The sequence below is a fragment of the Streptomyces shinuiensis genome, from assembly GCF_043660855.1.
Classification (GTDB): Bacteria; Actinomycetota; Actinomycetes; order Streptomycetales; family Streptomycetaceae; genus Streptomyces.
The window spans coordinates 5,391,456-5,415,375 of record NZ_JBIHML010000001.1; the positions used below are offsets into that span (position 1 = coordinate 5,391,456).

Annotated in this window: 21 protein-coding genes and 1 pseudogene; 10 read left to right on the forward strand and 12 right to left on the reverse strand. The window is 73.6% G+C overall.

Translation table 11 applies throughout. From position 1 onward, the window contains the following. Positions 1-77: 77 nt before the first annotated feature. Both ACGRHY_RS24465 and ACGRHY_RS24470 read right to left on the reverse strand, forming a co-directional pair. Positions 78-893, reverse strand: coding sequence for an SAM-dependent methyltransferase (locus ACGRHY_RS24465; RefSeq protein WP_394637465.1), 816 nt, complete (start codon positions 891-893; stop codon positions 78-80). 218 nt (positions 894-1,111) lie between these two features. Beyond that, positions 1,112-2,128, reverse strand: coding sequence for a LacI family DNA-binding transcriptional regulator (locus tag ACGRHY_RS24470; RefSeq protein ID WP_394637466.1), 1,017 nt, complete (start codon positions 2,126-2,128; stop codon positions 1,112-1,114). A 283-nt stretch (positions 2,129-2,411) separates the two neighbouring features. Here ACGRHY_RS24470 and ACGRHY_RS24475 point away from each other — a divergent pair, with 283 nt between their 5' ends. The 4 genes from ACGRHY_RS24475 (at position 2,412) to ACGRHY_RS24490 (ending at position 7,346) form a co-directional block, all read left to right on the forward strand. Then, positions 2,412-3,710 carry an extracellular solute-binding protein gene (locus tag ACGRHY_RS24475; protein WP_394637467.1) on the forward strand — a complete coding sequence of 433 codons (1,299 nt, stop codon included), beginning with the start codon at positions 2,412-2,414 and terminating at the stop codon, positions 3,708-3,710. Positions 3,711-3,829: 119 nt separating this feature from the next. Beyond that, complete coding sequence (locus tag ACGRHY_RS24480; RefSeq protein WP_394637468.1) at positions 3,830-4,846, forward strand: carbohydrate ABC transporter permease; 1,017 nt, start codon at positions 3,830-3,832, stop codon at positions 4,844-4,846. 18 nt (positions 4,847-4,864) lie between these two features. Continuing rightward, on the forward strand, positions 4,865-5,791 hold the full coding sequence (locus tag ACGRHY_RS24485; protein ID WP_394637469.1) for a carbohydrate ABC transporter permease: 927 nt from the start codon (positions 4,865-4,867) through the stop codon (positions 5,789-5,791). Between the two features lie 94 nt (positions 5,792-5,885). Continuing rightward, complete coding sequence (locus ACGRHY_RS24490) at positions 5,886-7,346, forward strand: GH1 family beta-glucosidase (RefSeq protein WP_394637470.1); 1,461 nt, start codon at positions 5,886-5,888, stop codon at positions 7,344-7,346. A gap of 74 nt (positions 7,347-7,420) precedes the next feature. Here ACGRHY_RS24490 and ACGRHY_RS24495 read toward each other — a convergent pair whose 3' ends face one another. Both ACGRHY_RS24495 and ACGRHY_RS24500 read right to left on the reverse strand, forming a co-directional pair. Then, positions 7,421-7,852 carry a DnaJ family domain-containing protein gene (locus ACGRHY_RS24495; RefSeq protein ID WP_394638187.1) on the reverse strand — a complete coding sequence of 144 codons (432 nt, stop codon included), beginning with the start codon at positions 7,850-7,852 and terminating at the stop codon, positions 7,421-7,423. A gap of 231 nt (positions 7,853-8,083) precedes the next feature. Next, positions 8,084-8,467, reverse strand: a pseudogene (locus ACGRHY_RS24500) (ATP-dependent DNA ligase); the annotation flags it as partial. A gap of 390 nt (positions 8,468-8,857) precedes the next feature. On the opposite strand from ACGRHY_RS24500, the gene ACGRHY_RS24505 reads away from it, so the two are divergent. Both ACGRHY_RS24505 and ACGRHY_RS24510 read left to right on the forward strand, forming a co-directional pair. Continuing rightward, positions 8,858-11,545 carry a SpoIIE family protein phosphatase gene (locus ACGRHY_RS24505; protein WP_394638188.1) on the forward strand — a complete coding sequence of 896 codons (2,688 nt, stop codon included), beginning with the start codon at positions 8,858-8,860 and terminating at the stop codon, positions 11,543-11,545. A gap of 117 nt (positions 11,546-11,662) precedes the next feature. Further along, on the forward strand, positions 11,663-11,785 hold the full coding sequence (locus ACGRHY_RS24510; protein WP_394637471.1) for a hypothetical protein: 123 nt from the start codon (positions 11,663-11,665) through the stop codon (positions 11,783-11,785). 45 nt (positions 11,786-11,830) lie between these two features. Here the strand turns inward: ACGRHY_RS24510 and ACGRHY_RS24515 are convergent, their stop codons facing one another. The 5 genes from ACGRHY_RS24515 to ACGRHY_RS24535 form a co-directional block, all read right to left on the reverse strand. Further along, positions 11,831-12,709, reverse strand: coding sequence for a 5-oxoprolinase subunit C family protein (locus tag ACGRHY_RS24515; RefSeq protein ID WP_394637472.1), 879 nt, complete (start codon positions 12,707-12,709; stop codon positions 11,831-11,833). Further along, on the reverse strand, positions 12,706-13,329 hold the full coding sequence (locus tag ACGRHY_RS24520; protein ID WP_394637473.1) for a 5-oxoprolinase subunit B family protein: 624 nt from the start codon (positions 13,327-13,329) through the stop codon (positions 12,706-12,708). The genes ACGRHY_RS24515 and ACGRHY_RS24520 overlap by 4 nt, the downstream gene beginning before the upstream one ends. Then, a complete protein-coding gene (locus ACGRHY_RS24525) occupies positions 13,326-14,081 on the reverse strand; it encodes a LamB/YcsF family protein (protein WP_394638189.1) in 756 nt (251 codons plus the stop codon). Before ACGRHY_RS24525 ends, ACGRHY_RS24520 begins: the two co-directional genes overlap by 4 nt. 104 nt (positions 14,082-14,185) lie before the next feature. Continuing rightward, positions 14,186-14,521 carry a DUF1232 domain-containing protein gene (locus ACGRHY_RS24530; protein WP_394637474.1) on the reverse strand — a complete coding sequence of 112 codons (336 nt, stop codon included), beginning with the start codon at positions 14,519-14,521 and terminating at the stop codon, positions 14,186-14,188. A 119-nt stretch (positions 14,522-14,640) separates the two neighbouring features. Beyond that, positions 14,641-15,156, reverse strand: coding sequence for a metallophosphoesterase family protein (locus ACGRHY_RS24535; RefSeq protein ID WP_394637475.1), 516 nt, complete (start codon positions 15,154-15,156; stop codon positions 14,641-14,643). 146 nt (positions 15,157-15,302) lie between these two features. Here ACGRHY_RS24535 and ACGRHY_RS24540 point away from each other — a divergent pair, with 146 nt between their 5' ends. Together ACGRHY_RS24540 and ACGRHY_RS24545 are read left to right on the forward strand one after the other, a co-directional pair. Further along, the gene (locus ACGRHY_RS24540; RefSeq protein WP_394637476.1) at positions 15,303-16,304 is read left to right on the forward strand and encodes a Gfo/Idh/MocA family protein; all 1,002 of its coding nucleotides are present in this window, start codon (positions 15,303-15,305) and stop codon (positions 16,302-16,304) included. 267 nt (positions 16,305-16,571) lie between these two features. Beyond that, positions 16,572-19,757 carry a glycoside hydrolase family 3 N-terminal domain-containing protein gene (locus tag ACGRHY_RS24545; RefSeq protein ID WP_394637477.1) on the forward strand — a complete coding sequence of 1,062 codons (3,186 nt, stop codon included), beginning with the start codon at positions 16,572-16,574 and terminating at the stop codon, positions 19,755-19,757. A gap of 345 nt (positions 19,758-20,102) precedes the next feature. On the opposite strand, the gene ACGRHY_RS24550 is transcribed toward ACGRHY_RS24545, so the two are convergent. Then, positions 20,103-20,789: a hypothetical protein gene (locus ACGRHY_RS24550; protein ID WP_394637478.1), complete on the reverse strand. Its 687-nt coding sequence runs from the start codon at positions 20,787-20,789 to the stop codon at positions 20,103-20,105. A 90-nt stretch (positions 20,790-20,879) separates the two neighbouring features. Continuing rightward, a complete protein-coding gene (locus ACGRHY_RS24555) occupies positions 20,880-21,266 on the reverse strand; it encodes a DUF302 domain-containing protein (RefSeq protein WP_394637479.1) in 387 nt (128 codons plus the stop codon). 195 nt (positions 21,267-21,461) lie between these two features. Here ACGRHY_RS24555 and ACGRHY_RS24560 point away from each other — a divergent pair, with 195 nt between their 5' ends. Both ACGRHY_RS24560 and ACGRHY_RS24565 read left to right on the forward strand, forming a co-directional pair. Next, positions 21,462-22,826, forward strand: a complete 1,365-nt coding sequence (locus ACGRHY_RS24560) for a rhodanese-like domain-containing protein (protein ID WP_394637480.1) — start codon at positions 21,462-21,464, stop codon at positions 22,824-22,826. A gap of 106 nt (positions 22,827-22,932) precedes the next feature. Further along, on the forward strand, positions 22,933-23,292 hold the full coding sequence (locus tag ACGRHY_RS24565; protein ID WP_394637481.1) for a rhodanese-like domain-containing protein: 360 nt from the start codon (positions 22,933-22,935) through the stop codon (positions 23,290-23,292). 272 nt (positions 23,293-23,564) lie between these two features. Here ACGRHY_RS24565 and ACGRHY_RS24570 read toward each other — a convergent pair whose 3' ends face one another. Further along, positions 23,565-23,855 (reverse strand): metal-sensitive transcriptional regulator, encoded by a 291-nt coding sequence (locus ACGRHY_RS24570; RefSeq protein ID WP_394637482.1) that lies wholly within the window; start codon positions 23,853-23,855, stop codon positions 23,565-23,567. Positions 23,856-23,920 lie beyond the last annotated feature (65 nt).

Genomic DNA, 23,920 nt, shown 5'->3' on the forward strand with positions numbered 1-23,920 from the left:
GGAACGACCCGTTCACGTGTGCGGGGCTGCCCCTCCCTCGGGGAGGGGCAGCCCCGCACACGGTCCGGCGGCGGGCCTCAGGGCATGCGGGCGACGCCTCCGAACTCCTTCCACTCCCAGGTGCGCTGCCTGGGCCCCACGTCCGAGTCCGGCCGCCAGGTGGAGACCTCCACCAGGCCGGGCTCGAGGATCTCCAGCCCCTCGAAGAACCGCTCGACCTCGTGCGGCTCCCTGACCCTGCCCCAGTTGCCGCCGGTGCTCCTGTCCATGAACTCGGTCACGGACCTGCGCGTCTCCGCGTCCTCGCTGACCAGTTGGCAGATCACGAAGAAGCTCCCCGGTGCCAGCCGGCCGGCCACGCGCTTGACCACGCCTGCCGGATCGGCGGAGTCGGGGACGCAGTGGAAGACGGAGTTGAACAGGGCGGCGACGGGCCGGCCGAAGTCGATCAGCCGGGCGGTGTCCGGGTGGTCGAGGATGCCGTCGGTGTCGCACATGTCCGCCTGGATGACGGTGGTGTTCTCGTTCTCCGCCAGCAGCGCGCGGCCGTGGGCCAGCACGATCGGGTCGTTGTCCACGTAGACCACGCGCGCTTCGGGGTCCACCCGCTGCGCGATCTGGTGGACGTTGTCCTGGGTGGGCAGGCCGGAGCCGTGGTCTATGAACTGCCGGATCCCGTACTCCCGGGCCAGGACGCGCACCGCGCGCTGCAGGAAGCGGCGGTTGTTGAGCGCCAGCGCCTGGGTGCTGGGAACGACATCCAGGAGCTTCTCGGCCGCCTCCCGGTCGACGGCGTAGTTGTTCTTGCCGCCCAGGTAGTAGTCGTACATGCGCGCGGCCGTGGGGACTGTGACGTCGATCTTACTGGTGAGGGGTTCCCTGGACTGGTTCATCCGGGCCTTCACAACCTTCCGCCTGGGAGATGTGTCGAGAACGGGGCGGCACCCGCCGAGTGGGGATCCATGCTGCCAGGCGGGACCCCTCCTCGCTGCGGAAAGGCGAACACCGGCCGGCCGCTTCCCGCGGTGCGCCCCGGTGGCCCGGCCGGGCTCAACGCTCTTTGCTCACAAGCCGGTTCGGCAGAAGCGTACGGAGCCGCGAGCGGACGGCGTCAGGTGGAGTCGCGGACGACGAGCGAGGTGGGGAGCACCATGTGCCGCCGCATGCCGCCGGGTTCGCCGATCTCCCGCAGCAGCAGTTCGGTGATCGTCCGTCCGATCTCCTCGACGGGCTGCCGCACGGTGGTCAGCGGCGGGTCGGTGTGCCGGGCGACGATCGAGTCGTCGAAGCCCACCACCGCCACGTCGTCCGGCACCCGCCGTCCCCGGCGGCGCAGTTCGGCCAGGGCGCCCGCCGCCATCACGTCCGAGGCGGCGAAGACCGCGTCCAGCCGGGGGCGGCGCTCCAGCAGTTCGCGCATGGCGAGGCGTCCGCCCTCCTCGGTGAAGTCGGCGGGGGCGACCAGTTCCCCGCCGGCCTCCCGCCCGGCCCCGTCCAGCGCGTCCCGCCAGCCCCGCAGGCGGCTGTCGGCCACGTCCATGTCCAGCGGGCCGGTGATGGTCGCGATCTCGCCCCGCCCGCGCTCGATCAGGTGGCGCACCGCGCCGTGCGCGCCTCCGACGTTGTCCGAGTGGACATGGTTCAGCGGCTCGGCCGGGGAGCGGCGCCCGGCCAGGACGGTCGGCAGCCCGAGCTTCTCCAGCAGGCCGGGCAGCGGGTCGTCGCGGTGGACCGAGACCAGCAGCACGCCGTCCACCCGGCGCGCGGTGAGGAAGCGGGTGAGCTGGTCCATCTCCCGCTGGTCGCGGACCAGGGTGAGCAGCAGCTGGATCTGGGTGCCGGCCAGGCCGTTGCTCACCCCGCGGATCACGGCGGAGAAGTAGGGCTCCGACCCCAGCCGGCTCTCCGATTCGGGTATGACCAGGGCGATGGAGTCGGTCCTGCTGGTCACCAGCGACCGCGCCACGGAGTTGGGCACGTAGCCCAGCTCGGCGATCGCCGTCTGCACCGCCTGTCTGGCCTCGTCGCTGACCAGGGCCGAGCCGTTGAGGACCCGGGAGACGGTGGTGCGCCCCACTCCGGCCCGGGCGGCCACGGTCTTGATGGTCGGCCGCCGAGTGGCCCCCATGGCGTCCCCGCCTCCTCTGCTTCCGTCGCGCCGCGCACGGCGCTCACCAGCGCATTGTGCCAGACGGCCGTGCGGCGACCGGTGTGGCGTCGGTGCTCGCGGGAGCCTCGGCGGGTAACGGATCCGACTCCCGTCCTTGACAGCGACCGTTCCTGCGGACAGTCTTCCACAACCTGATGGGAACGTTCCCACTTTCGAGTGGGAACGATTCCACCCGTCGGACCCGTGCGGCCCGGCGGGGCCGCACCGCGGTGATCCCGTCGCCGCCCGCAAGGAGGACGCCATGGGCAGTGCCCGCAAGCTGTTCGGTACAAGAGTCGTGGCCGTCGCGTCGGCCGCCGCCCTCACGCTCGTGGCGGGCTGCTCGGGCGGCGACAGCGGCGGCGGAAAGACCGAGGACGGCGAGACCGTCATCACCATGGGGCTGTTCGGCGTCATGGGCATCGAGGAGACCGGCCTCCTCGAGAAGTACATGGAGGAGAACCCGGACGTCGTCGTCAAGGCCGAGATCGCCGGTGACGAGCAGACGTACTACACGGCGCTGCAGACCCGACTGGCCGCCGGCAGCGGCCTCAAGGACATCCAGGGCATAGAGGTCGGCCGCGCCAAGGAGCTGGCCGACACCCGGGCCGACAAGTTCGCCGACCTCTCCGGTGTCCCGGACACCGACCACTTCCTGCCCTGGAAGCAGAGCCAGGTCACCACCGGCGACGGCAGGGTGATCGGCCTGGGCACGGACATCGGCCCGATGGCGGTCTGCTACCGCAAGGACATGTTCGAGAAGGCGGGCCTGCCCACCGACCGCGAGGAGGTCGCCGCGCTCTGGGACGGCGACTGGGCGAAGTACGTCGAGGTCGGCAAGGACTTCAAGGACGGCTTCAAGGGCGACGCCGCCTACATGGACAGCGCCAGCGGCCTGTTCAACGCCATGATCTACGGCAGCTCCGAGCAGTTCTACGACAGGAACGGGGAACTGATCCACCGGGAGAACCCGGTCATCAAGGACGCCTGGGAGCTGGCCACCGGAGCGGCCGGGGACGGCCTGACGGCCAAACTCCGCCAGTTCCAGCCCGGCTGGGACCCGGGCCTGGCCAACAGCAGCTTCGCCACCGCCGTCTGCCCGGCGTGGATGCTCGCCCACATCAGCGAGAAGGCCGGCGAGGCCAACAAGGGCAAGTGGGACGTCGCCAAGGCGCCCGAGGGCGCCAACTGGGGCGGCTCCTTCCTCGGGGTCATGGAGGACAGCCCGGTGAAGGATGAGGCCATGAAGCTGGTGGCCTGGCTGACCGCGCCGGAGCGGCAGGAGCACATCTTCGAGGAGATCGGCAACTTCCCGTCCTCCGCGAAGGCCCTGGAGTCCCCGGCGGTGACCGGGGCGAAGTCCGAGTACTTCAGCGGCGCACCGATCGGTGAGGTCTTCGGCGCCGCGGCCCAGGACATCCCCGACGAGCAGGTGCTCGGCCCCAAGGACGGCACCATCAAGGACACCTTCTCCCAGGGCCTCCAGCTCGTCGAGCAGGGCAAGAGCCCGGCCGAGGCGTGGGAGACCACCGATGAGCGCATCAGGAAGGCCGTCGACTGACCCGGCCTCCCCTCACCGGGATCCCCGGCGGCCACCGCCTCCCCGCGCGGCCGCCGGGGGCTCCGCCCCCACCGTCCTCACCGTCTCCCACCACGCACTCCCCAGGAAGGAAGCCCTCCGTGGCCACCTCCACCCCGGCATCCGGCCTCGGCGGGCCGCAGAGCGGACCGGCCGGCCCCACGAAGGAGAGCCCCGACGGCCCAGGCGGGGCGCGTCCCCGGCGGTCGCGGGGCACCCTTCCGCACCGCTTCGACATCAAGGCGGCCCCCTACGCGTTCGTCGCCCCCTTCTTCGTCGTCTTCGGCGCCTTCAGCCTCTATCCGCTGCTCTACACGGCCTGGATCTCCCTCCACGACGTGGAGCTGGCGACCATGGACATCATGGAGTGGGAGGGCTTCGGGAACTACTCGCAGCTCTGGCGGGACGACCGCTTCTGGAACGCGCTGGCGAACACTTTCACCATCGGCGTGATCTCCACCGTTCCGCAACTGCTGATGGCCCTCGGCCTGGCGCACCTGCTGAACTACAGGCTGAAGGGCTCGGCGTTCTTCCGGGTCGCGGCCCTGACGCCCTACGCGACCTCGATCGGCGCCGCCGCGCTGGTGTTCACCATGCTCTTCGAGCGCGACTTCGGAATGATCAACTGGTTCCTGAGCCTGTTCGGGGTCGACAACGTCGACTGGGAGAACAGCAGATGGCCGGCCCAGTTCGCGATCTCCTCCATCGTCATCTGGCGCTGGACCGGCTACAACGCCCTGCTGTACCTGGCCGCGATGCAGGCCATCCCACAGGAGCGGTACGAGGCGGCGGCCATCGACGGCGCCTCGCGCTGGCAGCAGTTCACCAAGGTCACCATCCCCGGCATCCGTTCCACGATCGTCTTCACCATCGTGCTGTCCACCATCGGGGCCACCCAGCTCTTCGGCGAGCCGCTGATCTTCGGACAGGGGCCGAACGGCGTCAGCGGCGGAGCGGACAACCAGTACCAGACGCTCGGCCTGCTGCTGTACGAGGAGGGCTGGAAGAACTACGAGATGGGGCGGGCCGCCACGGTCGCCTGGGCGATGTTCCTCCTGCTCGTCCTCGCCTTCGTCCTGCAGCGCGTCGTCAAGCGCGTCAAGTCCCGCACATCCTGACCAGGGAGCGGTAACCCCATGACCACCGACACCGCCCGCCCCCGGGCGGACGTACCCGAGCCGCTCGCGGGCACCCTCGCGCCCACCGGCCGCCGGATCGGCCTGTCCCTGCGCCCGAGGGCCGGGCAGCAGCGGAAGGCCGGGCCCGTGGCCTACGCGCTGCTCGGTCTGGCCGCGCTGCTCTCCCTGTTCCCGCTGTACTGGACGATGGTGGCGGCCTCCACCGACAACACCCGGGTCTCCCAGACCCCGCCGCCGTTCCTGCCCGGCCCCAACCTGCTGAAGAACCTCTCGGCCGCCTGGGAGGACGCGGCGATGGGCACGGCGCTGGTCAACAGCCTCATCGTCGCCATGACGATCGCCCTGTCCACCGTCCTCTTCGCCACCCTGGCCGGCTTCGCCTTCGCCAAGCTGCGCTTCCGCGGCCGCAACATCCTGCTGATGCTGGTCATCGGCACGATGATGGTGCCGCCGCAACTGAGCGTGGTGCCCCTGTTCATGATGATGACCGAGCTGGGCTGGGGACAGAAGCTGCCCGCCGTCATCTTCCCCACCCTGGTCAGCGCCGTCGGTGTGTTCTTCATGCGGCAGTACCTGCTGGAGGCACTGCCCGACGAGCTCGTCGAGGCCGGTCGCGTGGACGGTGCGCACAGCCTGCGGATCTTCTGGAGCATCGTCCTGCCGGTCGCCCGCCCGGCGATGGCGGTGGTCTTCATGATCACCTTCGTGCACGCCTGGAACGACTTCTTCTGGCCGTTCATCGTGCTCGACATGACCAACCCCACGATCCCCGTCGCCCTGACCCAGCTCAGCGCGGGATACGTGCGCGACCAGTCGCTCATCATGGCCGGCGCGCTGCTGGGCACCCTGCCGCTGCTGGCGATGTTCGTCGTCTTCGGCAAGCAGATCGTCGGCGGCATCATGCAGGGCGCGGTCAAGGGCTGAACACACCGTTCGGGAGGACCGGACGACCCCGTGGTCCCGGACCCCTCCCGCTCCCGGTCCCACTCCCCGACACCACCGATCCGGAAGGACCTCCGTGGCCACCGCATCCCGTACGGCCGAAACCGCCCCGGCGACCCGGAGCACCCGGGTGTTCCCGCCCGGCTTCCTGTGGGGCACCGCGACCGCCGCCTACCAGATCGAGGGCGCCGCCGCCGAGGGCGGCCGCACCCCCTCCATCTGGGACACCTTCTCCCGCACCCCCGGCAGGACGCGCAACGGCGACACCGGGGACATCGCCTGCGACCACTACCACCGCTGGCGCGAGGATCTGGAGATCATGGCCGGCCTCGGTGTGGGCGCCTACCGCTTCTCCGTCTCCTGGCCGCGCGTCCAGCCCGGCGGCAGCGGTCCCGCCTCCCGTGAGGGACTGGACTTCTACAGCCGTCTGGTGGACGGGCTGCTGGGCAAGGGCATCCAGCCCGTCGTCACCCTCTACCACTGGGACCTGCCGCAGGAGCTGGAGGACGCCGGCGGCTGGCCGGAGCGCGCCACCGCCGAGCGGTTCGCCGAGTACGCCTCCCTGGTCGCCGGCGCGCTCGGAGACCGGGTGGGCACCTGGACCACCCTCAACGAGCCCTGGTGCTCGGCCTTCCTCGGCTACGGCTCGGGCGTCCACGCCCCCGGCCGAACCGACCAGGCGGACGCCCTGCGCGCCGCCCACCACCTCAACCTCGCCCACGGACTGGGCACCCAGGCCCTGCGCGCCGCCCTCCCCGACGGCGCGCAGACCTCCGTCACGCTCAACCTCCACCATGTGCGGCCCCTGACGGGCGGTCCCGCCGACCTCGACGCCGCACGCCGCATCGACGGCGTCGCCAACCGGGTCTTCACCGGCCCCATGCTGCGCGGCGAGTACCCGGGCGACGTCCTGCGGGACACCGCGCACCTGACGGACTGGTCGTTCGTGCGGGACGGGGACCTGGCCGGGATCCACCGGCCGCTGGACTTCCTGGGCGTCAACTACTACAGCCCCACCCTCGTCTCCGCCGCCTCCGGCCCCGGCTCCCACAACGCCGACGGGCACGGCGCGAGCGAGCACAGCCCATGGCCGGGCGGCGACGACGTCGCCTTCCACCGGACGCCGGGCGAGACCACCGCCATGGGCTGGACGGTCGACCCGACCGGCATGTACGACCTGCTGCTGAGAGTCCGGGACGACTTCCCCGGTATGCCGGTGGTCATCACCGAGAACGGTGCGGCCTTCGACGACTACGCCGACCCCGGGGGCCGTGTCCTGGACCCGCAGCGGATCTCCTACCTCCACGGCCATCTGGCGGCGGTGCACCGGGCCATCGGGGCCGGGGCGGACGTGCGCGGCTACTTCCTGTGGTCCCTGCTGGACAACTTCGAGTGGGGGTACGGCTACAGCAAGCGCTTCGGCGCGGTGTACGTGGACTACGCGACCGGCAGGCGCATCCCCAAGGCCAGCGCCCGCTGGTACGCGAAGGTGGTCCGCGACGGCGCCCTGCCTCCGGAGCCCGGCGCGGAGGCATGACCGCGCCCCGAAGCCCCGGCCGCGGGCCCGGCCCCGATCCGTCGGCCGGGCCCGCGGCCGGCCGTTCCCGGAGGTCAGGCGGGGCGCCGCCCGCCCGGCTCCCCGCGCCCCTCACGCTCCTCGCGCCACCCCCGTACGACCTCCTCGGTGTCGAAGGGCTCCAGGCCCAGCGGGGGCCCGGGCGGCGGCATCCGCAGCGCCGCGTGGATCCTCTCGTTGATCCCCGCCACGATCCGCCGCACCTCCGGCTCCGAGCGGGCCCGGCGGGCGGCGGCCAGGGTGTCCTCCGCCTCCTTGCGCAGGGCGAGCGCGGGCGGCAGGCAGGTCAGCCCCTCGCGGCCCATCTTCCTCCTGACCCACCACAGATCGTCATAGGGCTGGTCCAGGTCGGGCAGCGGCCTGCCCATGCCCGGCAGTTCGTCGAACTCGCCGCGTTCGGCCGCCTCGCGGATCTGCCGGTCTGCCCATGTCTCGAAGTCGATCCCGGGCGGTTTGCGTTCGGTCACGGTGCGCTCCTCCTCGCGGTAAGGCGGTGCCGCGGTGCTCCACGCCGACCAGGCTACGGGCGGGCGCGGGCGGACACGGCCCGCCCGCGCCCTCATCCGCCGACTTCGGCCAGCCGTCGGGTGAGGTGGCGCCACCTGCCCCGGCGACCCGCCGACCATCACCGCCCGCCGCACCCCGGCCGGCTCCGCGCCCACCGCCGCCGCCAGGCCCTCGGCGGCGAACGCGTCCAGGGCCCCCTGCCGCAGTTCGCCGCCGATGAGCCGGACGAGGAAGCGCTGCTCCTCGACGGTGGCGGCGGACAGCAGCCCGTGCAGCAGCCGTGCGCGCTCGGCCTGCGTGCCCCGGCCCGAGACGGCGGCGATCTCCTCCAGGGTCCGGTGCACGTCCGCCACCGACCGCGACGGTGCGTCCGCCGGGGGAACGGCCCGGCTCAGCGCCTTCCAGCCGATCCCGGTTCTGCGCTGGGGGAGCCTGCCCGCCAGACAGGTGATGACGACCGGGACCTCCGCGGGACCGGCCTCGCGGAACAGCCCGGCGAGCAGGGCGACCTTCTCCGTACGCGACGGGGTCCTCGCGACCCGGTGGGAGACCTGGGCGACTTCGGCCAGCAGCATCTCCCCACCCTCGTCCGGACGGCCGCCACCGGTGCCGAACGGCACGCGGAGGAAGGGAGGTGCCGGCAGACCGATGACTTCCGGTGCACCGGCGGCAGGACGACCCCCGTCGGGGTGGCGACCGACACCTACCGGGTGGCCGGGCCGACCCGCCACGGCTCGTTCGGCCTGGAGGAGCGAGCCCGGCCGCCGCGGGGCGCGGGCACCCAACTTCTGACATGTACGCGGATGTTCGTAAAGGCAGAGGTTCGGTGGCCGCCCCGCGGTGGGGTGATCTCACCGTGTCTGCACGTTTGTCGGATGACAAACGTGACGGCCTGTGAACGTGGTGTGAACGCACCGCCTGCCCGTCCGGGGACGACCGGAGGAGCACGGCACGTGACGAATCCGGTGGCGGACATGGCTGACACCACGGTTGGCGAGCCGCGCCCGGCGGAACGCGGCAGGAGCACCGGCAAGGCGGGGGAGCGGGAGCTGAGGCAGCTCCTGGCCGGCCTGACGGCCGTCCGGGACGGCGACTTCGGCACCCGGCTGCCGGACGGCGCCGAGGGAGTCCTCGGCGAGATCGCCACGGTCTTCAACGGCATGGTGGACCAGTTGTCGCTGTTCACCTCCGAGGTGACCCGTGTCTCCCGCGAGGTCGGCAGCGAGGGACGCCTGGGCGGCCAGGCCGAGGTCGAGGGCGTCTCCGGCACCTGGAAGCGCCTGACGGAGAACGTCAACGAGCTGGCCGGGAGCCTCACCCGCCAGGTCCGCGCCATCGCCGAGGTCACCGGCGCCGTCGCCGAGGGCGACCTGACCCGCTCGATCACCGTGGACGCCTCCGGCGAGGTCGCCGACCTCGAGGGCAACGTCAACTTCATGGTGCAGTCCCTGCGCGAGACCACCCGGGCCAACCAGGAGCAGGACTGGCTCAAGACCAACCTGGCCCGCATCTCGGGCCTGATGCAGGGCCACCGCGACCTCGCCGTCGTCGCAGAACTGATCATGGACGAGCTCACCCCGCTCGTCGGCGCCCAGTACGGCGCCTTCTACCTCGCCGAGGACGATGACGGGGGCACCGAGCTGCGCCTGGTCGGCTCCTACGGCCACCCCGCGGTGGCCGAGGGCGCCGAGCCGCCGCGCTTCGGGCTCGGTCAGTCCCTGGCCGGCCAGGCCGCCCGCAGCCGCCGCACCATCACAGTCGACGACCTGCCCGCCGGCTACGTCACCGTCTCCTCCGGCCCGGGCGCCACCGAGCCCACCGGCCTGATCGTCCTGCCGATCACGGCGGAGGACCAGGTGCTCGGCGTCATCGAGCTGGCCTCGGTCACCCCCTTCACCGCACTCCACCAGGACTTCCTGGGCCGGCGGCAGGCGCCCGAGGGCTGCCGGGTCACGGTCCCCGCCGATAACGGCGGCCGCATCCTGGGCGTTCTGGAGATCTGCTGGCCCGGCCCGCTGGAGCCGCAGTCCCCGCAGGTCCAGCGGCAGATCGAGGCCCTGGCCGAACTGTGTGCCCACACCCTGGACAGCCGCGCCGCGGACACCGCGGACTCCGGGGATGTTCTTCAGGCACGGCACCCGGGCGCCTCGGAACTGGTGGACTTCGCCGACGGCCTGCTGGACCCGGCCCTGGTGCTGGTGCCCCAGCCGGACGCCGAGGGCCGGCTCGCCGACTTCCGCATCCACCACGTCAGCGCCCACTTCGTCGATCCGGTGGGCCGTCCGCGCGGCGCCGTCGCCGGATCACTGCTGCTGGAGGCCTACCCGATGGCGGTGGGCGAGAGCGGCCTGTTCGAGAAGATCGAGCACGTCCACGCCACCGGCGAGCCGTTCCGCGCCGAACGGATGGTGCTGCGCGCCCTGGTCGGCCAGGTGCCGCTGACGGTGGAGGCGGCCGTCAGCATCAGCCGCCACGGCGAGAACGTCCTGCTGATCCGGCGCGTCCAGGACGAGGCGGCACGGCTGGCGAGCGTGCTCCGGCACGCCCAGCGCCTGGGCCGCATCGGCGGCTTCGAGGAGAACCTCGTCACCGGCGAGATCGTCTGGAACAGCCGGCTCTTCGCCCTCCACGGACTGCCGCCCACCGCCGCGCCGATCCCCCTGGAGCAGCTTCCCGCCCACACCCACGCGGACGACGAGGCCGCCATCGGGCGGTTCCTGCGCACCCTGCTGCACCACCGCCGCCCCGCCTCCACGGCCTTCCGCCTCCAGCGGACCGACGGGATCGTGCGGCACATCCGCGTGGTCGCCGAACCGGCCCTCGACGACGGGGGCCGACTGGTCGCGGTACGCGGCGCCTACCAGGACGTCTCCGCACAGCACTGGACGGAGGTCGCGCTGGGCGCCACCCGCGACCAGCTCGCCCATACCGAGCAGCAGGCCGCCGAGCGCAACCGCATGACACCGCAGCTCCAGCGCGCCATCATGCCGCCCACCCGGGGTCCCATCGACGCCGGAGGGCTGGACATCGCGGTGCGCTACCGCCCCGCCGAGAAGGACCATCTGGTCGGCGGCGACTGGTACGACGCCGTCGTCCTGCCGTCCGGCCAGGTGCTGCTCTCCGTCGGCGACGTGGCGGGCCACGGCATCGAGGCGGCCACCGGCATGGTCGTCCTGCGCAACGCCCTGCGCGGTCTGGCCACCACCGGAGCCGGGCCCGCGCAGATCCTGGCCTGGCTCAACACCGTCGCCCACCACCTCACCGAGAACGTCACCGCCACCGCCGTCTGCGGTCTCTACGACCCGGACACCCGGACGCTGCGCTGGGCCCGGGCCGGCCACCCGCCGCCGGTCCTGGTGCGCCGGGGGGAGGCGGCCACGCTGCCGCTGGTCGGCGGACTCCTGCTCGGCGCCGTCGCGGAGGCCGGGTACGAGGAGGAGAAGCTGGTGCTGGAGACCGGAGACATGCTGCTGATGTACACCGACGGTCTCATCGAGCGCCGGGACCGCTCCCTGCAGGAGTCCGCCGACCAGCTCATGGCCCTCGCCCGGGACTTCGGCGCCACCCTGGACAAGCAACTCGACCGCCTGCTGACCTACAGCAACTCCGACACCGACGACGACACCTGCGTCGTCGGCGTCCTGATGCGCTGACCGGCCCGGGCGGCCCCGCCTCCGCCGGACCGCTCCCGCCGGGCCGCCGTTTCCGGTCCCGCGCACCGGGTACCTGCGCCGTGCACCCGAACGCGACACACCGTGAGGACGACGGCCATGGGCGAGACGAACAGGCACCAGGAGCAGGGCGAGGGCGAGCGCGGCCACGGAGCCGAGCGCCGCACCGACCCGGCCGACCGGGGCCCCGGAGCCCACTCCGGCCGGAAGCCCGCGGGCTGAGCCCCGGCGCGTGCAGCCCGGACGCCCCCGGCGCCCCCGGCCCGCTCAGCGCCGCAGCGGGACGAAGCGCACCCGAAGCCCCGGCACCGCCTGCGCCGCGGCCGCCAGCGCCTCCCGCGGCACCACGCCGATCACCGGATAGCCCCCCGTGGTCGGATGGTCGGAGAGGAAGACGATCGGCTCACCGCCCGGCGGCACCTGCACCGCGCCCGTCACCATGCCCTCGCTGGGCAGCTCGCCCCTCACCGACCGCTCCAGGGCGGGCCCCTCGGTCCGCAGCCCGACGCGGTTGCTCTCGGCGGACACCCGGTAGACCCCCCGGGCCAGGGTGCGCAGCGCGGCCGGGGTGAACCAGTCGTCGCGCGGCCCGGGAACCATAGGCAGTACCAGCTCGCCCGACGGCGGCCCCGGCGCGGCGGAGGCGACCGCGCCGGCCCAGGGGACGGGCCCGGGCGCCGGCCCCACCGGCAGCCGCGCCCCCTCCGACAGCGGCACCGGGCCGAGCCCGGACAGCAGATCGGTGGAACGGCTGCCGAGAACCGGCTCGACGCCGACGCCACCGGCCACGGCCAGATAGCTGCGCACCCCGGCCCGCGCGGCGCCGACCTCCAGCACGGCCCCGCCCGGCACCCGTACCGCCGCGCCCCACGGCGCCGGACGGCCGTCGATCCGCACCGGGCACGGAGCACCGGTCACCGCCGCCACCACGGCGCGGTCCGGGCGCACCGCGCACCCGGTGAGGGTGGTCTCCAGTGTCGCGGCACCGGACGCGTTGCCCACCAGACGGTTGGCGAGCCGGTGGGCGGGGGAGTCCAGTGCCCCCGAACGCGGCACCCCCAGATGGGCGAGGCCCGCCCGGCCCAGGTCCTGCACGGTGGTCAGCGCCCCCGGCCGCAGGACCGCCAGCACACCCGCGCCGGTCATGCCACCGCCTCGAACCGCACCCGGGCGCCCGGGGCCAGCAGCGCGGCCGGCTCCCGGCAAGCGTCCCACAGCACCGCGTCCGTCCGGCCGATCAGCTGCCAGCCGCCGGGCGAGGTACGCGGATACACCCCCGTGTACGCCCCGGCCAGCCCCACCGAGCCCGGCGGCACCGAGGTGCGGGGGACGGCGCGGCGGGGCACGCCCAACTCCCCGGGCAGTCCGGTGAGGTAGCCGAACCCGGGGGCGAACCCGCAGAAGGCGACCCGGAACTCGGTGCGCGTGTGGATCGCGACCACCTCCTCCTCGCCCACCCCCCACAGCGCCGCCACCTCGGCCAGATCGGGGCCGTCGTAGCGCACCGGAAGCACCACCGCGACGGTGTCCGCCGGGGCGGCGCCGGGAAACTCCCTGTCCCGCAGCCACCGCGCCAGCGCCTCCGGATCCTCCAGTCCGTCCAGCAGTACGGTGGCCGCCGCCGGGACGATCTCCTCCACCGAGGGCAGCTCGCCGGTCTCCCGCAGCCGCACCAGCTCGCCGTGGAGGGCCTGGGCCCGCTCGGTGCTCCCCACCTCCAGCAGCAGGGCGCGCCTGCCCACGGGCAGCACCCTCGCCACCCTCATGGCGCGAACGCCTCGACCCGCACCCCGGCCTCCGCGAGGGCCTGCCGCACCCGCCGGGCGAGCGCGACGGCACCCGGGGTGTCACCGTGCACGCACAGCGACCTGGCGCCGGCGGCCACCTCCCCGCCGTCGCCGGTGGCCACACTCCCGCGCAGCGCGATGCCCAGCGCCTGGGAGACCACGGCGTCCGGCTCGTGGATCACCGCCCCCGGCTCCCGCCGGGACACCAGCGTGCCCCGCGCGGTGTAGCCGCGGTCGGCGAACGCCTCGGCGACCGCGGGCAGCCCGGCCTCCTCGGCGGCCCTGAGCAGCAGCGACCCGGGCAGCCCCAGCACCGGCAGCTCCCCGCCCGCCAGCAGCACCCCGGACACCACCGCCCGCGCCTGGCCCTCGTCGTGCACCGCGCGGTTGTAGAGCGCGCCGTGCGGTTTGACGTAGGCCACCCGCGCCCCGGCGGACTCGGCGAACACCCGCAGGGCGCCGATCTGGTAGGCGACCTCGTCGGCCAGCTCGTCCTCCGGGACCTCCATCGGCCGCCGCCCGAAGCCCGCCAGGTCGCGGTAGGCGACCTGGGCACCGATCGCCACCCCCCGCTCGGCCGCCTGCGCGCACACCCGGCGCATGGTGGAGGGATCCCCGGCGTGGAAGCCGCACGCGATGTTGGCGCTGCTGACGACCGAGAGCAGCGCCTCGTCGTGGGTGAGCTCCCACCGTCCGAAGCCCTCGCCCAGATCGGCGTTGAGATCGATCACCGAGGCCGTGTCCTCCACCGGACCCACCGCCCCCTTCTCCCCTCGTCCCGCTGTGTCATGCGACGAGAGTAGTTCCGGAACGGGGACGGACGCGTACGCGTCCGTCAGCGTCGGCGGTGAAGCTCCGGGGCCTTCGGGGGCTTTGCCTCCGCCTCCCCGGGGGCCCGCCCGTACCTCCGCGCCACCGCGCCCAGGTGGTGGAGGACGAGCAGCAGCAGTCCGACGTCGTCCAGGTACACCGGGTCCGGGAGCAGATCGACGGGGAAGACCGTGTAGACCAGCGCCCCCCAGAACGCGGCCCTGGCGCTCACGGGGATGTCCGCGCCGCGCAGGAACAGGTAGGTGCGCACCAGCCTGACCAGCAGGACGGCTGCGAAGGCCAGCGTCGCGGCGGCGAGCACCGCGCCGACGGCGATCAGTACGACCTGCCAGGTCTCCAACGCGCCTCCTCGCTCGCAGTCCGGTCGGCGGCCCGGGGCCGGGACGGTGTCTCCTCCCTCTTCTGCTCGCCGTCCCCGGGCGGAAACGCGCGGGGCCTCCCGCCCGGAGACGGCGGCGCTCAGCCGCGCGGCGGCAGCCGGTGCAGCTCGACCGCGTCCAGCCGCCCCGACTCCACCACCGCCGTCATGCAGGTGCGGTACGGCTGGGAGCGCCGGTCGGTGGGCGAGCCGGGGTTGAGCAGCCGCAGCGGCGTGCCGCCTGCCGTGGTGGCGGTGGTGTCCCAGGGGACGTGGCTGTGGCCGAAGACCAGGACGTCCAGGTCGTCGAAGCGCTCGGCGCACCGCTTCTCCCGCCCCTGCTTCGGGCCCGTCTCGTGGACGACGCCCAGGCGCAGCCCGTCCAGCTCGGCGCGGGCCACCTCCGGCAGCCGGGCGCGCAGTCCGGGGCCGTCGTTGTTGCCGTACACCCCGATCAGGCGCCGGGAGCGCTCCAGGAGGAGGCCGAGGGTGGCGGTGTCCACCCAGTCACCGGCGTGGACCACCACGTCAGCCTCCGCCACACGCTCCAGCAGTTCGCCGGGCAGCCGCCCGGCGCGCTTGGGGATGTGGGTGTCGGACATGATCAGCACAAGCACGTTCCCACCGTAGCCCGCACGCCCCGCCGCCCCGCTCCCCGCCGGGCCGCGTACACCATGCGGACAGCCCGCCCGAGCGCCGCGCGCCCGCCGTAGTGTGATCGCCGACACGCCCACGCCAGACCGGCCCGCACCCGGGGGAGCACATGACGCGCACCGACGACACGATCAGATGGGGCATCCTCGCCACAGGCGGCATAGCCGGAGCCTTCGCCCGCGACCTCGCGGCCCTGCCCGGCGGCGAGCTCCTCGCGGTCGGCTCGCGCTCGCCGGAGTCCGCCCGCCGCTTCGCCGACGAGCACGGTGCCCCGCGCGCCCACGGAAGCTGGGCCGAGCTGGCCGCCGATCCGGACGTGGACGTGGTCTACGTCGCCACGCCCCACTCGGCGCACCTGGAGGCCGCCACCGTCTGCCTGGAGGCGGGGAAGGCGGTGCTGTGCGAGAAGCCGCTCACCCTCAACCTCGCCCAGGCGCGGGAGATGGTCGCACTGGCGCGACGCAGGGGTGTCTTCCTGATGGAGGCCATGTGGACCTACTGCAACCCGGTGGTCCGCCGCATGCTCGAACTCGTCGCCGACGGCGCGATCGGCGAGGTGCGCTCGGTCCACGCCGACTTCGGCATCGTCGCCCCCGCGGACGCCTCGCACCGCCTGCGCGACCCCCGGCTGGGCGGCGGCGCCCTGCTGGACCTGGGCGTCTACCCGGTCTCCTTCGCCCATCTCGTCCTGGGCGAGCCCTCCTCCGTCGCCGCCTGGGCCCATCTGACGCCCGAGGGCGTGGACGAGACCACCGGCGTCCTGCTGGGCTACGACAGCGGAGCCGTCGCCACCCTCTCCTGCTCCATCGCCTCCGCCAGTCCCACCGTGGCGGCCGTCAGCGGTACACGGGGGCGCATCGAGCTGCCGCACGGCTTCTTCGCCCCGGAATCCTTCGTACTGCACCGCGAGGGGCGCGAGGTCGAGGAGATCCGGGTGCCGCGGGCGGAGGGCGGCGCCGGCTACGGGCCCGAGGCGGCCGAGGTGATGCGCTGCCTGCGGGAGAAGGAGACGGAGTCCCCGCTGGTGCCGCTGGACGGGACGCTCGCGGTGATGGCGACGCTGGACGCCGTCCGCGAGCGCGCCGGGGTCCGCTACCCGGGCGACGACTGACCGTTCGCCGGGCGGCCGGTGTGCCGGGGACCTTCGGGGCGGTTGCCGGCGTCACGGAGGCCCCTCGTCTGCCACGACGCCGAGAGCGCTCTCAATTTCCGGCCGGTGAGGGGCATGGGAGGGCTCCCGTCTTCAAGAGGTTTATGAATCGGGGGTATTGACGCCCCATCCGGTCGCGTACAGGATCAGCGCCGTGCGCACGACAGTGCGCCTGTGCCTCCGTGTGTTCGAGTGATGAAAACTCCGACCGCGCCCGAGGGAGCCGCCATGGGACAGCCGCCGAACACTGGAACGGGACCTGGGGGAGGAGGCTGGCGAGGGCGGCGCCGACGAACGGCCGCCGGAGTCCTCGGCGCCCTCCTCGCCCTGCTCGCCTCCGGTCTGACCCCCACCGCGTCGGCCTCCGCGCAGGACCGCGTCCTGGACGACTTCGACGGCGCCGTCCCCGGCCCGATCGGCACCTACGGCAGCACCCCCCGGGACACCCCGGGACTGAGCCAGGTCGCAGCCGAGACCCGCCCCGGGGCCAACGCCTCCAACCGCGCCATGCGAGTGGAGTACGACATCACCGCCTGGGGCGGCTTCGACCACGCCCTGACCGGTGCCGAGGACTGGAGCGGCCACGAGGGCTTCTCCTTCTGGGTGAAGGGCACCGGCAGCGGGGAGCGCGTCCAGTTCGAGGTCAAGGACGGCGGTCCGAACGCCGGGCAGGCCGAGCTGTGGGCCGGCTACCTCACCGACGACACCGACGGCTGGAAGCAGGTCCGCACTCCCTTCGAGGACTTCGTCCGGCGCCCCGACTACCAGCCCGCCGGCGCCCCGGACGACGGCGTGCTGGACCTGACCCGGATGTGGGGCTACGCCGTCAACCTGCCCACCGCCTCCGGAACCCTGGAGTTCGACCAGGTCGAGCTGTACGGCGTGGGCGGGGTACGGGCCCGCGTCGCCACCGACCGGCCCGTCTACACCGTCGAGCACGGCGGCACCGCCACCGTGGAGGTGTCGGTGGGCACCACCGGCGGCGTACCGCTGGCCGAGCCCGTCACCGTCACCTACGCCACCGGCGAGGGCACCGCGGAGCCCGGCGAGGACTACATCCCGGTCGAGGGCACCCTCACCTTCCCCGCCGGCACCCCCTCCGGCACGGCGAGGACCTTCACCGTCGACACCAAGCGCAGCGCGGAGCCCGCCACCGCCAAGGCCATCCCCGTCAGCCTCTCCGCCGACGGCGCACGCGCCCCCGACGACCCGCCCACCGTCGTCATCGACGCGCACGGCCTGCCGTACCAGGACCCACGGCTCCCGGTGGAGGAGCGGGTGGAGGACCTGCTGTCCCGGATGACGGTGGACGAGAAGATCGGCCAGATGACCCAGGCCGAGCGCGGCGCCCTGGAGGCCCAGGACCACATCGCCTCCTACGAACTGGGCTCGCTGCTGTCCGGTGGCGGCTCCAACCCCGCCCCCAACACCCCTGAAGCCTGGGCCGACATGATCGACGGCTTCCAGTTGCGGGCCCAGCAGACCCGGCTGCAGATTCCGCTGATCTACGGCGTCGACGCCGTCCACGGCCACAACAACGTCGTCGGCGCCACCGTCTTCCCGCACAACACCGGCCTCGGCGCCGCCCGCGACCCGGAACTGGTCGGGGACACCGCCCACGCCACCGCCAAGGAGGTCCGCGCCACCGGCGTCCCCTGGAACTTCGCCCCCTGCCTGTGCGTCAGCCGCGACGAGCGCTGGGGACGGGCGTACGAGGCGTTCGGCGAGGACCCGGCGCTGGTCACGCGGCTGGCCACGGCCGTCGAGGGCTACCAGGGCCGCGCCGACGGCCGGGACCTGAAGGACGCCGACCGGGTGCTGGCCACCGCCAAGCACTACGTCGGTGACGGCGGCACCGAGTTCGGCTCCTCCACCACCGGCACGTACACCATCGACCAGGGTGTCACGAGGACGACGCGCGAGGAACTGGAGGCCGTCCACATCGCCCCCTTCGCCGAGGCGGTCGACCAGGGGGTCGGCACCGTCATGCCGTCCTTCTCCAGCGTGGACTTCCTCGGCGACGGGGAGGGACCGGTCAGGATGCACGCCCACGCCGACCTGATCACGGACGTCCTCAAGGGCGACCTCGGCTTCGACGGGTTCGTGATCAGCGACTGGCAGGCCATCGACCAGATCCCCGGCGACTACGCCTCCGACGTGCGGACCTCGGTCAACGCCGGACTCGACATGATCATGGTCCCGTACGACTACAAGGGCTTCACCTCCACTCTGCGCGAGCAGGTCGACTCCGGAGCCGTGCCCATGGCGCGGATCGACGACGCGGTCACCCGCATCCTCACCAAGAAGTTCCGGCTCGGCCTGTTCGAGGAGCCCTACGCCGACCGCACCCACCTGGACTCCGTCGGTTCCGACCCCCACCGGGAGCTGGCCCGCCGGGCCGCCGCCGACTCCCAGGTGCTGCTGAAGAACGACGGGAACCTGCTGCCGCTGAGCGGTGACGGGAAGCTCTACGTCGCCGGCTCCAACGCCGACGACATCGGCAACCAGGCCGGCGGCTGGACCATCTCCTGGCAGGGCTCCTCCGGTGACATCACCGAGGGCACCACCATCCTGGAGGGAATCCGCCGGGCCGCCCCGGACGCCTCCGTCACCTTCAGCGAGGACGCCTCCGCGCCCACCGACGGACACCGGGCGGGCATCGTGGTGGTCGGCGAGACCCCTTACGCCGAGGGCGTCGGCGACGTCGGCAACGGCCACGACCTTCAGCTGTCCGAGGCCGACAGGAAGGCGGTCGACACCGTCTGCGGCGCCATGGAGTGCGTGGTGCTGATCGTCTCCGGCCGCCCGCAGATCATCACCGACCAGCTCGGCGACATCGACGCCCTGGTGGCGTCCTGGCTGCCGGGCACCGAGGGCACGGGCGTGGCCGACACCCTCTTCGGCGAGCGGCCCTTCACCGGCCGCCTGCCGGTGAGCTGGCCGCGCTCGGCCGCCCAGGTCCCGGTCAACGTCGGCGACGCCTCCTACGACCCGCTCTACCCGTACGGCTGGGGCCTGCGCACCGACCGCGCCCGCGACCGGCTGGAGGACGTCCGCGACGAACTGCGGGACCGCCACGATGCCGCCTCCCGCGTCGCGGCCGTCCACATCCGCCTTGCCCTCGGGCACCGGCACTGGAACGCCGACGGCACGGTCCGCGCCGCGGACGCGGTCCTGAAGCGCCTCTCCATGGCCGCCGCCCCGCTGGAGAAGTCGAGGGCGGACTCCTACCTCCAGGCGGACGAACTCACCTCGGTGGCCCGGGACATCGCCCAGGCCACCCTGCTGAAGGCCGGTGACGGCGCCCCTGACCGCGCGGTGTCCCGCACCGCGGACGCCGACCACGCCCTGGCCTCCGGCGACTACGCCGAGGCGATCCGCCACCTGGCCGAGGCCCACCGCCTGGCCCGCTGACCCGTCCGTCCCACCCGTCCGGAACGGTCCGCCGGCCGCCCCGCCTCCAGGGACGCCCGGCGGACCCCCGTTTTCCCGGGAGGCGCACCCGCCGCCAAAGAGGCACCGGTGGGCTGCGGCGACCGCTCCGAGCCGCGGCCGGGACGCCGGGCCGGCTTTCCGCGGATCGGACTGCCGAGGCCGCCCGTGGCGAGGTGGCCGGGCACGCCCGCCGACCGGGGGCCGCGCGGCCTGCGCCGGAGAACCCGCCACCGCGCCGGCCGCGGTCCGGCGTACGGCGGCCGTCGGCGCCCGCAGCCCATGCGTCCGGCGGGCAGCTCCGAGGCCGGGGCACCGTGCCGAGTGTCAGACTCCCGCGCCGACGCGGGCCCGCAGGTTCTGGAACTGCCGCACCTGCATGATGAAGTGCGCCGGTTCGCCCATCAGCAGGTCGAACGGCTTGGTGATCCCCCGCGGCCGGCTCCGGCCGCGGGTACGGACCACCAGGCGCGTCCCGCCCGCCGGGGCCGGCCGCAGGTGGAAGGCCCAGATGCCGTCCATGTAAGCCCGGGGCGGGGCGACGGTCGGCATGTCGAAGGAGTGGCCGGAGGGAAGCTCCAGGTCCGAGCGCAGCACCAGTGTCCGGTTCGGTTCCAGCAGGGCCACGGTGAACCAGGCGCGGCCGTCGCGCGTCGTGAGCAGCCGCTGCCCCTCCGCCAGGCCCTGCCATTCGGGTACGAGGCGGTCCGCGCTCGGCTCGCCGTAGTGGTCCAGCCTGTCCCAGCTGTACCAGCCGCCGCGGTCGCCCCCCATCTGGGCCAGCCAGGCCCAGACCTCCTCGGGCGGCGCCGGGAGGGTGGTGGCCATCGTCGACGAACTGGTGGCGTCGGGGACGAGGTCGTCGCCGGGACAGGTGCTCGCGGTCTCCTCCTCGGTCGCACCCCAGGTCAGCAGCCGGGGGCGGAGCCAGAGCGCGTAGAGCGCGGAGGCCGCGGAGGCCGCGGAGGTCGTGGTGAGGGGGAGCAGGCGGGCTCCCCGCCGGTGTCCGCTCATGCCTCCAGCATCGCGCCACCGCCCGCGCCCCGCCACTCGTCCGGCGGACGCTCCCTCCCCGGGGCCCGCATCCCCGGGAGCCGGGCCGGTTCAGCCCAGGGCACCCAGGGCCGCGTCCAGGCGCCGGGTGGCCTCGGAGGCGACGGGCTCCATGGCGGGCAGTCCGGTGAGGGTCACCATGGTGCCGGGGTCGAGGGCCTGGACGACCGTCTGGTCGCCGTCGCGGCGCACGACCACGTTGCACGGGAGCAGCAGGCCGGTGTCGCGGTCGTTCTCCAGCGCCCGGTGCGCCAGCTGCGGATTGCAGGCGCCCAGGATCAGGTAGTCCTCGATGTCCCGGTCGAGCTTCTTCTTCAGGGTGGCGGTGACGTCGATCTCGGTGAGGACGCCGAAGCCCTGCTCGGCCAGCGCGTCGCGCACGGCGGCCACGGTGGTGTCGAAGTCGGTGCTCACCCGGACGGTGCGGTCGTAGCTCACGTCGTGACTCTCCTGTGCTCGTCGGTGCCCGCCGGTGTCACGGGCCGGTGTGCGGCGTCCGTTTCCGCTCGCCCCGGCGGGTACCCGCCGGAGGAGGGGCTACGCGGCGCCCTGCTTCCCAAAATACCCCCACGGGTATGTGTTACGGTGGTGATCACATCCCCCGGGGCAGAGCGATCCGGAAGGAGCAGCACTGTGTTCTTCGTCGACACCGTGGAGATCCGGGGACTGGGCAATCGCGGCTACCTGGCCGGGGGGCGGTCGGCGGCAGTCGTGGTGGACCCGCCGCGGGACATCGACCGGATTCTCGCGCCGGCGGCGCGGCGGGAGGTGCGGATCGCCCTCGTCGCCGAGACCCACGTGCACAACGACTACGTCACCGGCGGTCTGGAGCTGGCCCGTGTGACGGGCGCGCAGTACCTGGTGCCCGCCGGCGCCCGTGTGTCCTACCCCCGGACGCCGGTGGCCGACGGCGACACCGCCGGCGTCGGGGAGGGGTTGTCGCTGCGCGCGCTGGCCACCCCCGGCCACACCCCGCACCACACCTCCTATGTGCTGGAGGAGGACGGGCGCGCGGTCGCCGTCTTCACCGGCGGCTCGCTGCTGATCGGAGCCGTCGGGCGGCCGGACCTGGTCGAGCCGCGCATGACGCGCGAACTGGCCCGCGCCCAGCACGCCTCCGCCCGCCGGCTGGCCGACGAGCTGGACGACGACGTGCCCGTGATGCCGACCCACGGCTTCGGCAGCTTCTGCTCCTCCACCCAGGCCGAGGGCGGCTCCACCACCATCGGCAAGGAGCGCGCGGCCAACGACGCGCTGGTCAAGGATGTCGAGGAGTTCGTCGCCGACCTGCTCGCCGGCCTGGACGACATCCCCGCGTACTACACCCACATGGGACCGGTGAACTCCGCCGGACCGGAACCGATCGACCTCACCCCGCCCCGGCGCGCGGACGCGGAGGAGATCGCCGCCCGGCTGGCCGCGGGGGAGTGGGTGGTGGACCTGCGCAGCCGCGTGGCGTTCGCCGAGGGGCATGTGGCGGGCGCGTTCAACTTCGAGGCCGACGGCAAGCTCGCCACCTACCTGGCCTGGCTGATCCCCTGGGGCAAGCCGGTCACGCTGCTGGCCGAGAGCTTCGAGCAGCTCGCCGACGCCCAGCGGGAGCTGGCCAGGGTCGGCGTCGACCGCCCCGCCGCGGCCGCCACCGGCGGCCCCGCCGACTGGCTCGGCGACGGTGAGGAGCCGCGGTCCTTCCTCCGGGCGGCCTTCGCCGGGCTGGCCGGCGTCCGCGAGCGCGGCGAGGAGGTGGTGGTGCTCGACGTGCGACGCGACTCCGAGCGCGCGAACGGTTATGTCGAGGGGGCGGTCCACATCCCCGTCCACCTGCTCCACGGGCGCGTCGCGGAGGTGCCCGACGGGACCGTCTGGGTCCACTGCGCCAGCGGGATGCGCGCGGCGATCGCCGCCTCGATGCTGGACGCGGCCGGCCGCGAGGTGGTCGCCGTGGACGATCCCTTCGACGCCGCCGAGGAGGCCGGGCTGACCGTCGTACGGCCCTGAGTCCCGAAGGGCCCAGTGCTCCCCGGCCGGCCGACCACCCCGTCCGCACCGGTCGCACCTTCCACCTCGTCCGCACCAACCGCACCACCCACCGGAGGAGAGCGCCATGTCCCTGTTCCGCCGCGGCCCCGGCCGTGTCGACCCGGCCGAGGCCAACCGGCGTACCGCCGAGGGCGGCGCCGTCCTGCTGGACGTGCGCGAGGACGCCGAGTGGAAGGCCGGCCACGCTCCGCACGCCGTCCATCTGCCGCTGTCCCGCCTGGCCGATGGCGCGGAACTGCCCGGTCACCTGAAGGGCAGGCCCGTGGTGGCCGTCTGCCGTTCCGGCAACCGCTCGCAGAAGGCCGCCAGGCTGCTGGCCGACCGCGGCGTGGACGCGGTGGACGTCACCGGAGGCATGGCCGCCTGGGAGAGGCGGGGTCTGCCCGTGCGCGACGGACGCGGGCGCCCCGGCACCGTCGCATGACCGCCCCCGGCCCCGGCCGCCGGGACCGGGGCCGGCCACCAGGACCCGCCCGTGGAGGCACCGCCGACGGCGTCCGCCGGGCGGCTCTGCCGCCCTTCGCCGGTGACGCGGTCCCGGGCACCCGGGACGGCATGCGGTCGGCGGCCGGGGCCCCGCCCGCGCCCTGCAACGGATCTCCGCGGCCGTAGCGCCGACGGTGGCCGCGGTGATGACCGCCGATGCCCTGGTGCGACCCCCGCGGGTCCCGCGGCCGGGACCCGCGGGACCTGGGATCAGGCCAGGGAGAGGAAGAGCTTCTCCAGCCGGGCCCGCATCTGCTCGCGGTCGAGGGCGGCCGCGGGGTCGCCGTCGGGGCTCTCGGTCAGGCAGTGCTGCAGACCGGTGGCGATGACCGCGAAACCGGCCTTGTCCAGCGCCCGGGAGGCCGCCGCGAGCTGTGTGACGACCTCCTCGCAGTCCCGCCCCTCCTCGATCATCTTGATCACTCCGGCGATCTGGCCCTGCGCCCGGCGCAGCCGGTTGACCACCGTCTTCAGTTCCTCGGCCGCCATCGCCAGTTCCACGGAACCTCCCCTTCCATACCCCGCCGGGTACCCTACCTGCCGGGTCGTCCTCTCCCGCGTTCGGA

Excerpts from the sequence above, each read along its gene's own strand:
- ACGRHY_RS24540 (WP_394637476.1), top strand. The coding sequence starts at position 15,303 with ATGACGCGCACCGACGACACGATCAGATGGGGCATCCTCGCCACAGGC.
- ACGRHY_RS24545 (WP_394637477.1), top strand. The coding sequence starts at position 16,572 with ATGGGACAGCCGCCGAACACTGGAACGGGACCTGGGGGAGGAGGCTGG.
- ACGRHY_RS24465 (WP_394637465.1), bottom strand. The coding sequence starts at position 893 with ATGAACCAGTCCAGGGAACCCCTCACCAGTAAGATCGACGTCACAGTC.
- ACGRHY_RS24565 (WP_394637481.1), top strand. The coding sequence starts at position 22,933 with ATGTCCCTGTTCCGCCGCGGCCCCGGCCGTGTCGACCCGGCCGAGGCC.
- ACGRHY_RS24520 (WP_394637473.1), bottom strand. The coding sequence starts at position 13,329 with ATGAGGGTGGCGAGGGTGCTGCCCGTGGGCAGGCGCGCCCTGCTGCTG.
- ACGRHY_RS24470 (WP_394637466.1), bottom strand. The coding sequence starts at position 2,128 with ATGGGGGCCACTCGGCGGCCGACCATCAAGACCGTGGCCGCCCGGGCC.
- ACGRHY_RS24510 (WP_394637471.1), top strand. The coding sequence starts at position 11,663 with ATGGGCGAGACGAACAGGCACCAGGAGCAGGGCGAGGGCGAGCGCGGC.
- ACGRHY_RS24485 (WP_394637469.1), top strand. The coding sequence starts at position 4,865 with ATGACCACCGACACCGCCCGCCCCCGGGCGGACGTACCCGAGCCGCTC.
- ACGRHY_RS24475 (WP_394637467.1), top strand. The coding sequence starts at position 2,412 with ATGGGCAGTGCCCGCAAGCTGTTCGGTACAAGAGTCGTGGCCGTCGCG.
- ACGRHY_RS24515 (WP_394637472.1), bottom strand. The coding sequence starts at position 12,709 with ATGACCGGCGCGGGTGTGCTGGCGGTCCTGCGGCCGGGGGCGCTGACC.
- ACGRHY_RS24550 (WP_394637478.1), bottom strand. The coding sequence starts at position 20,789 with ATGAGCGGACACCGGCGGGGAGCCCGCCTGCTCCCCCTCACCACGACC.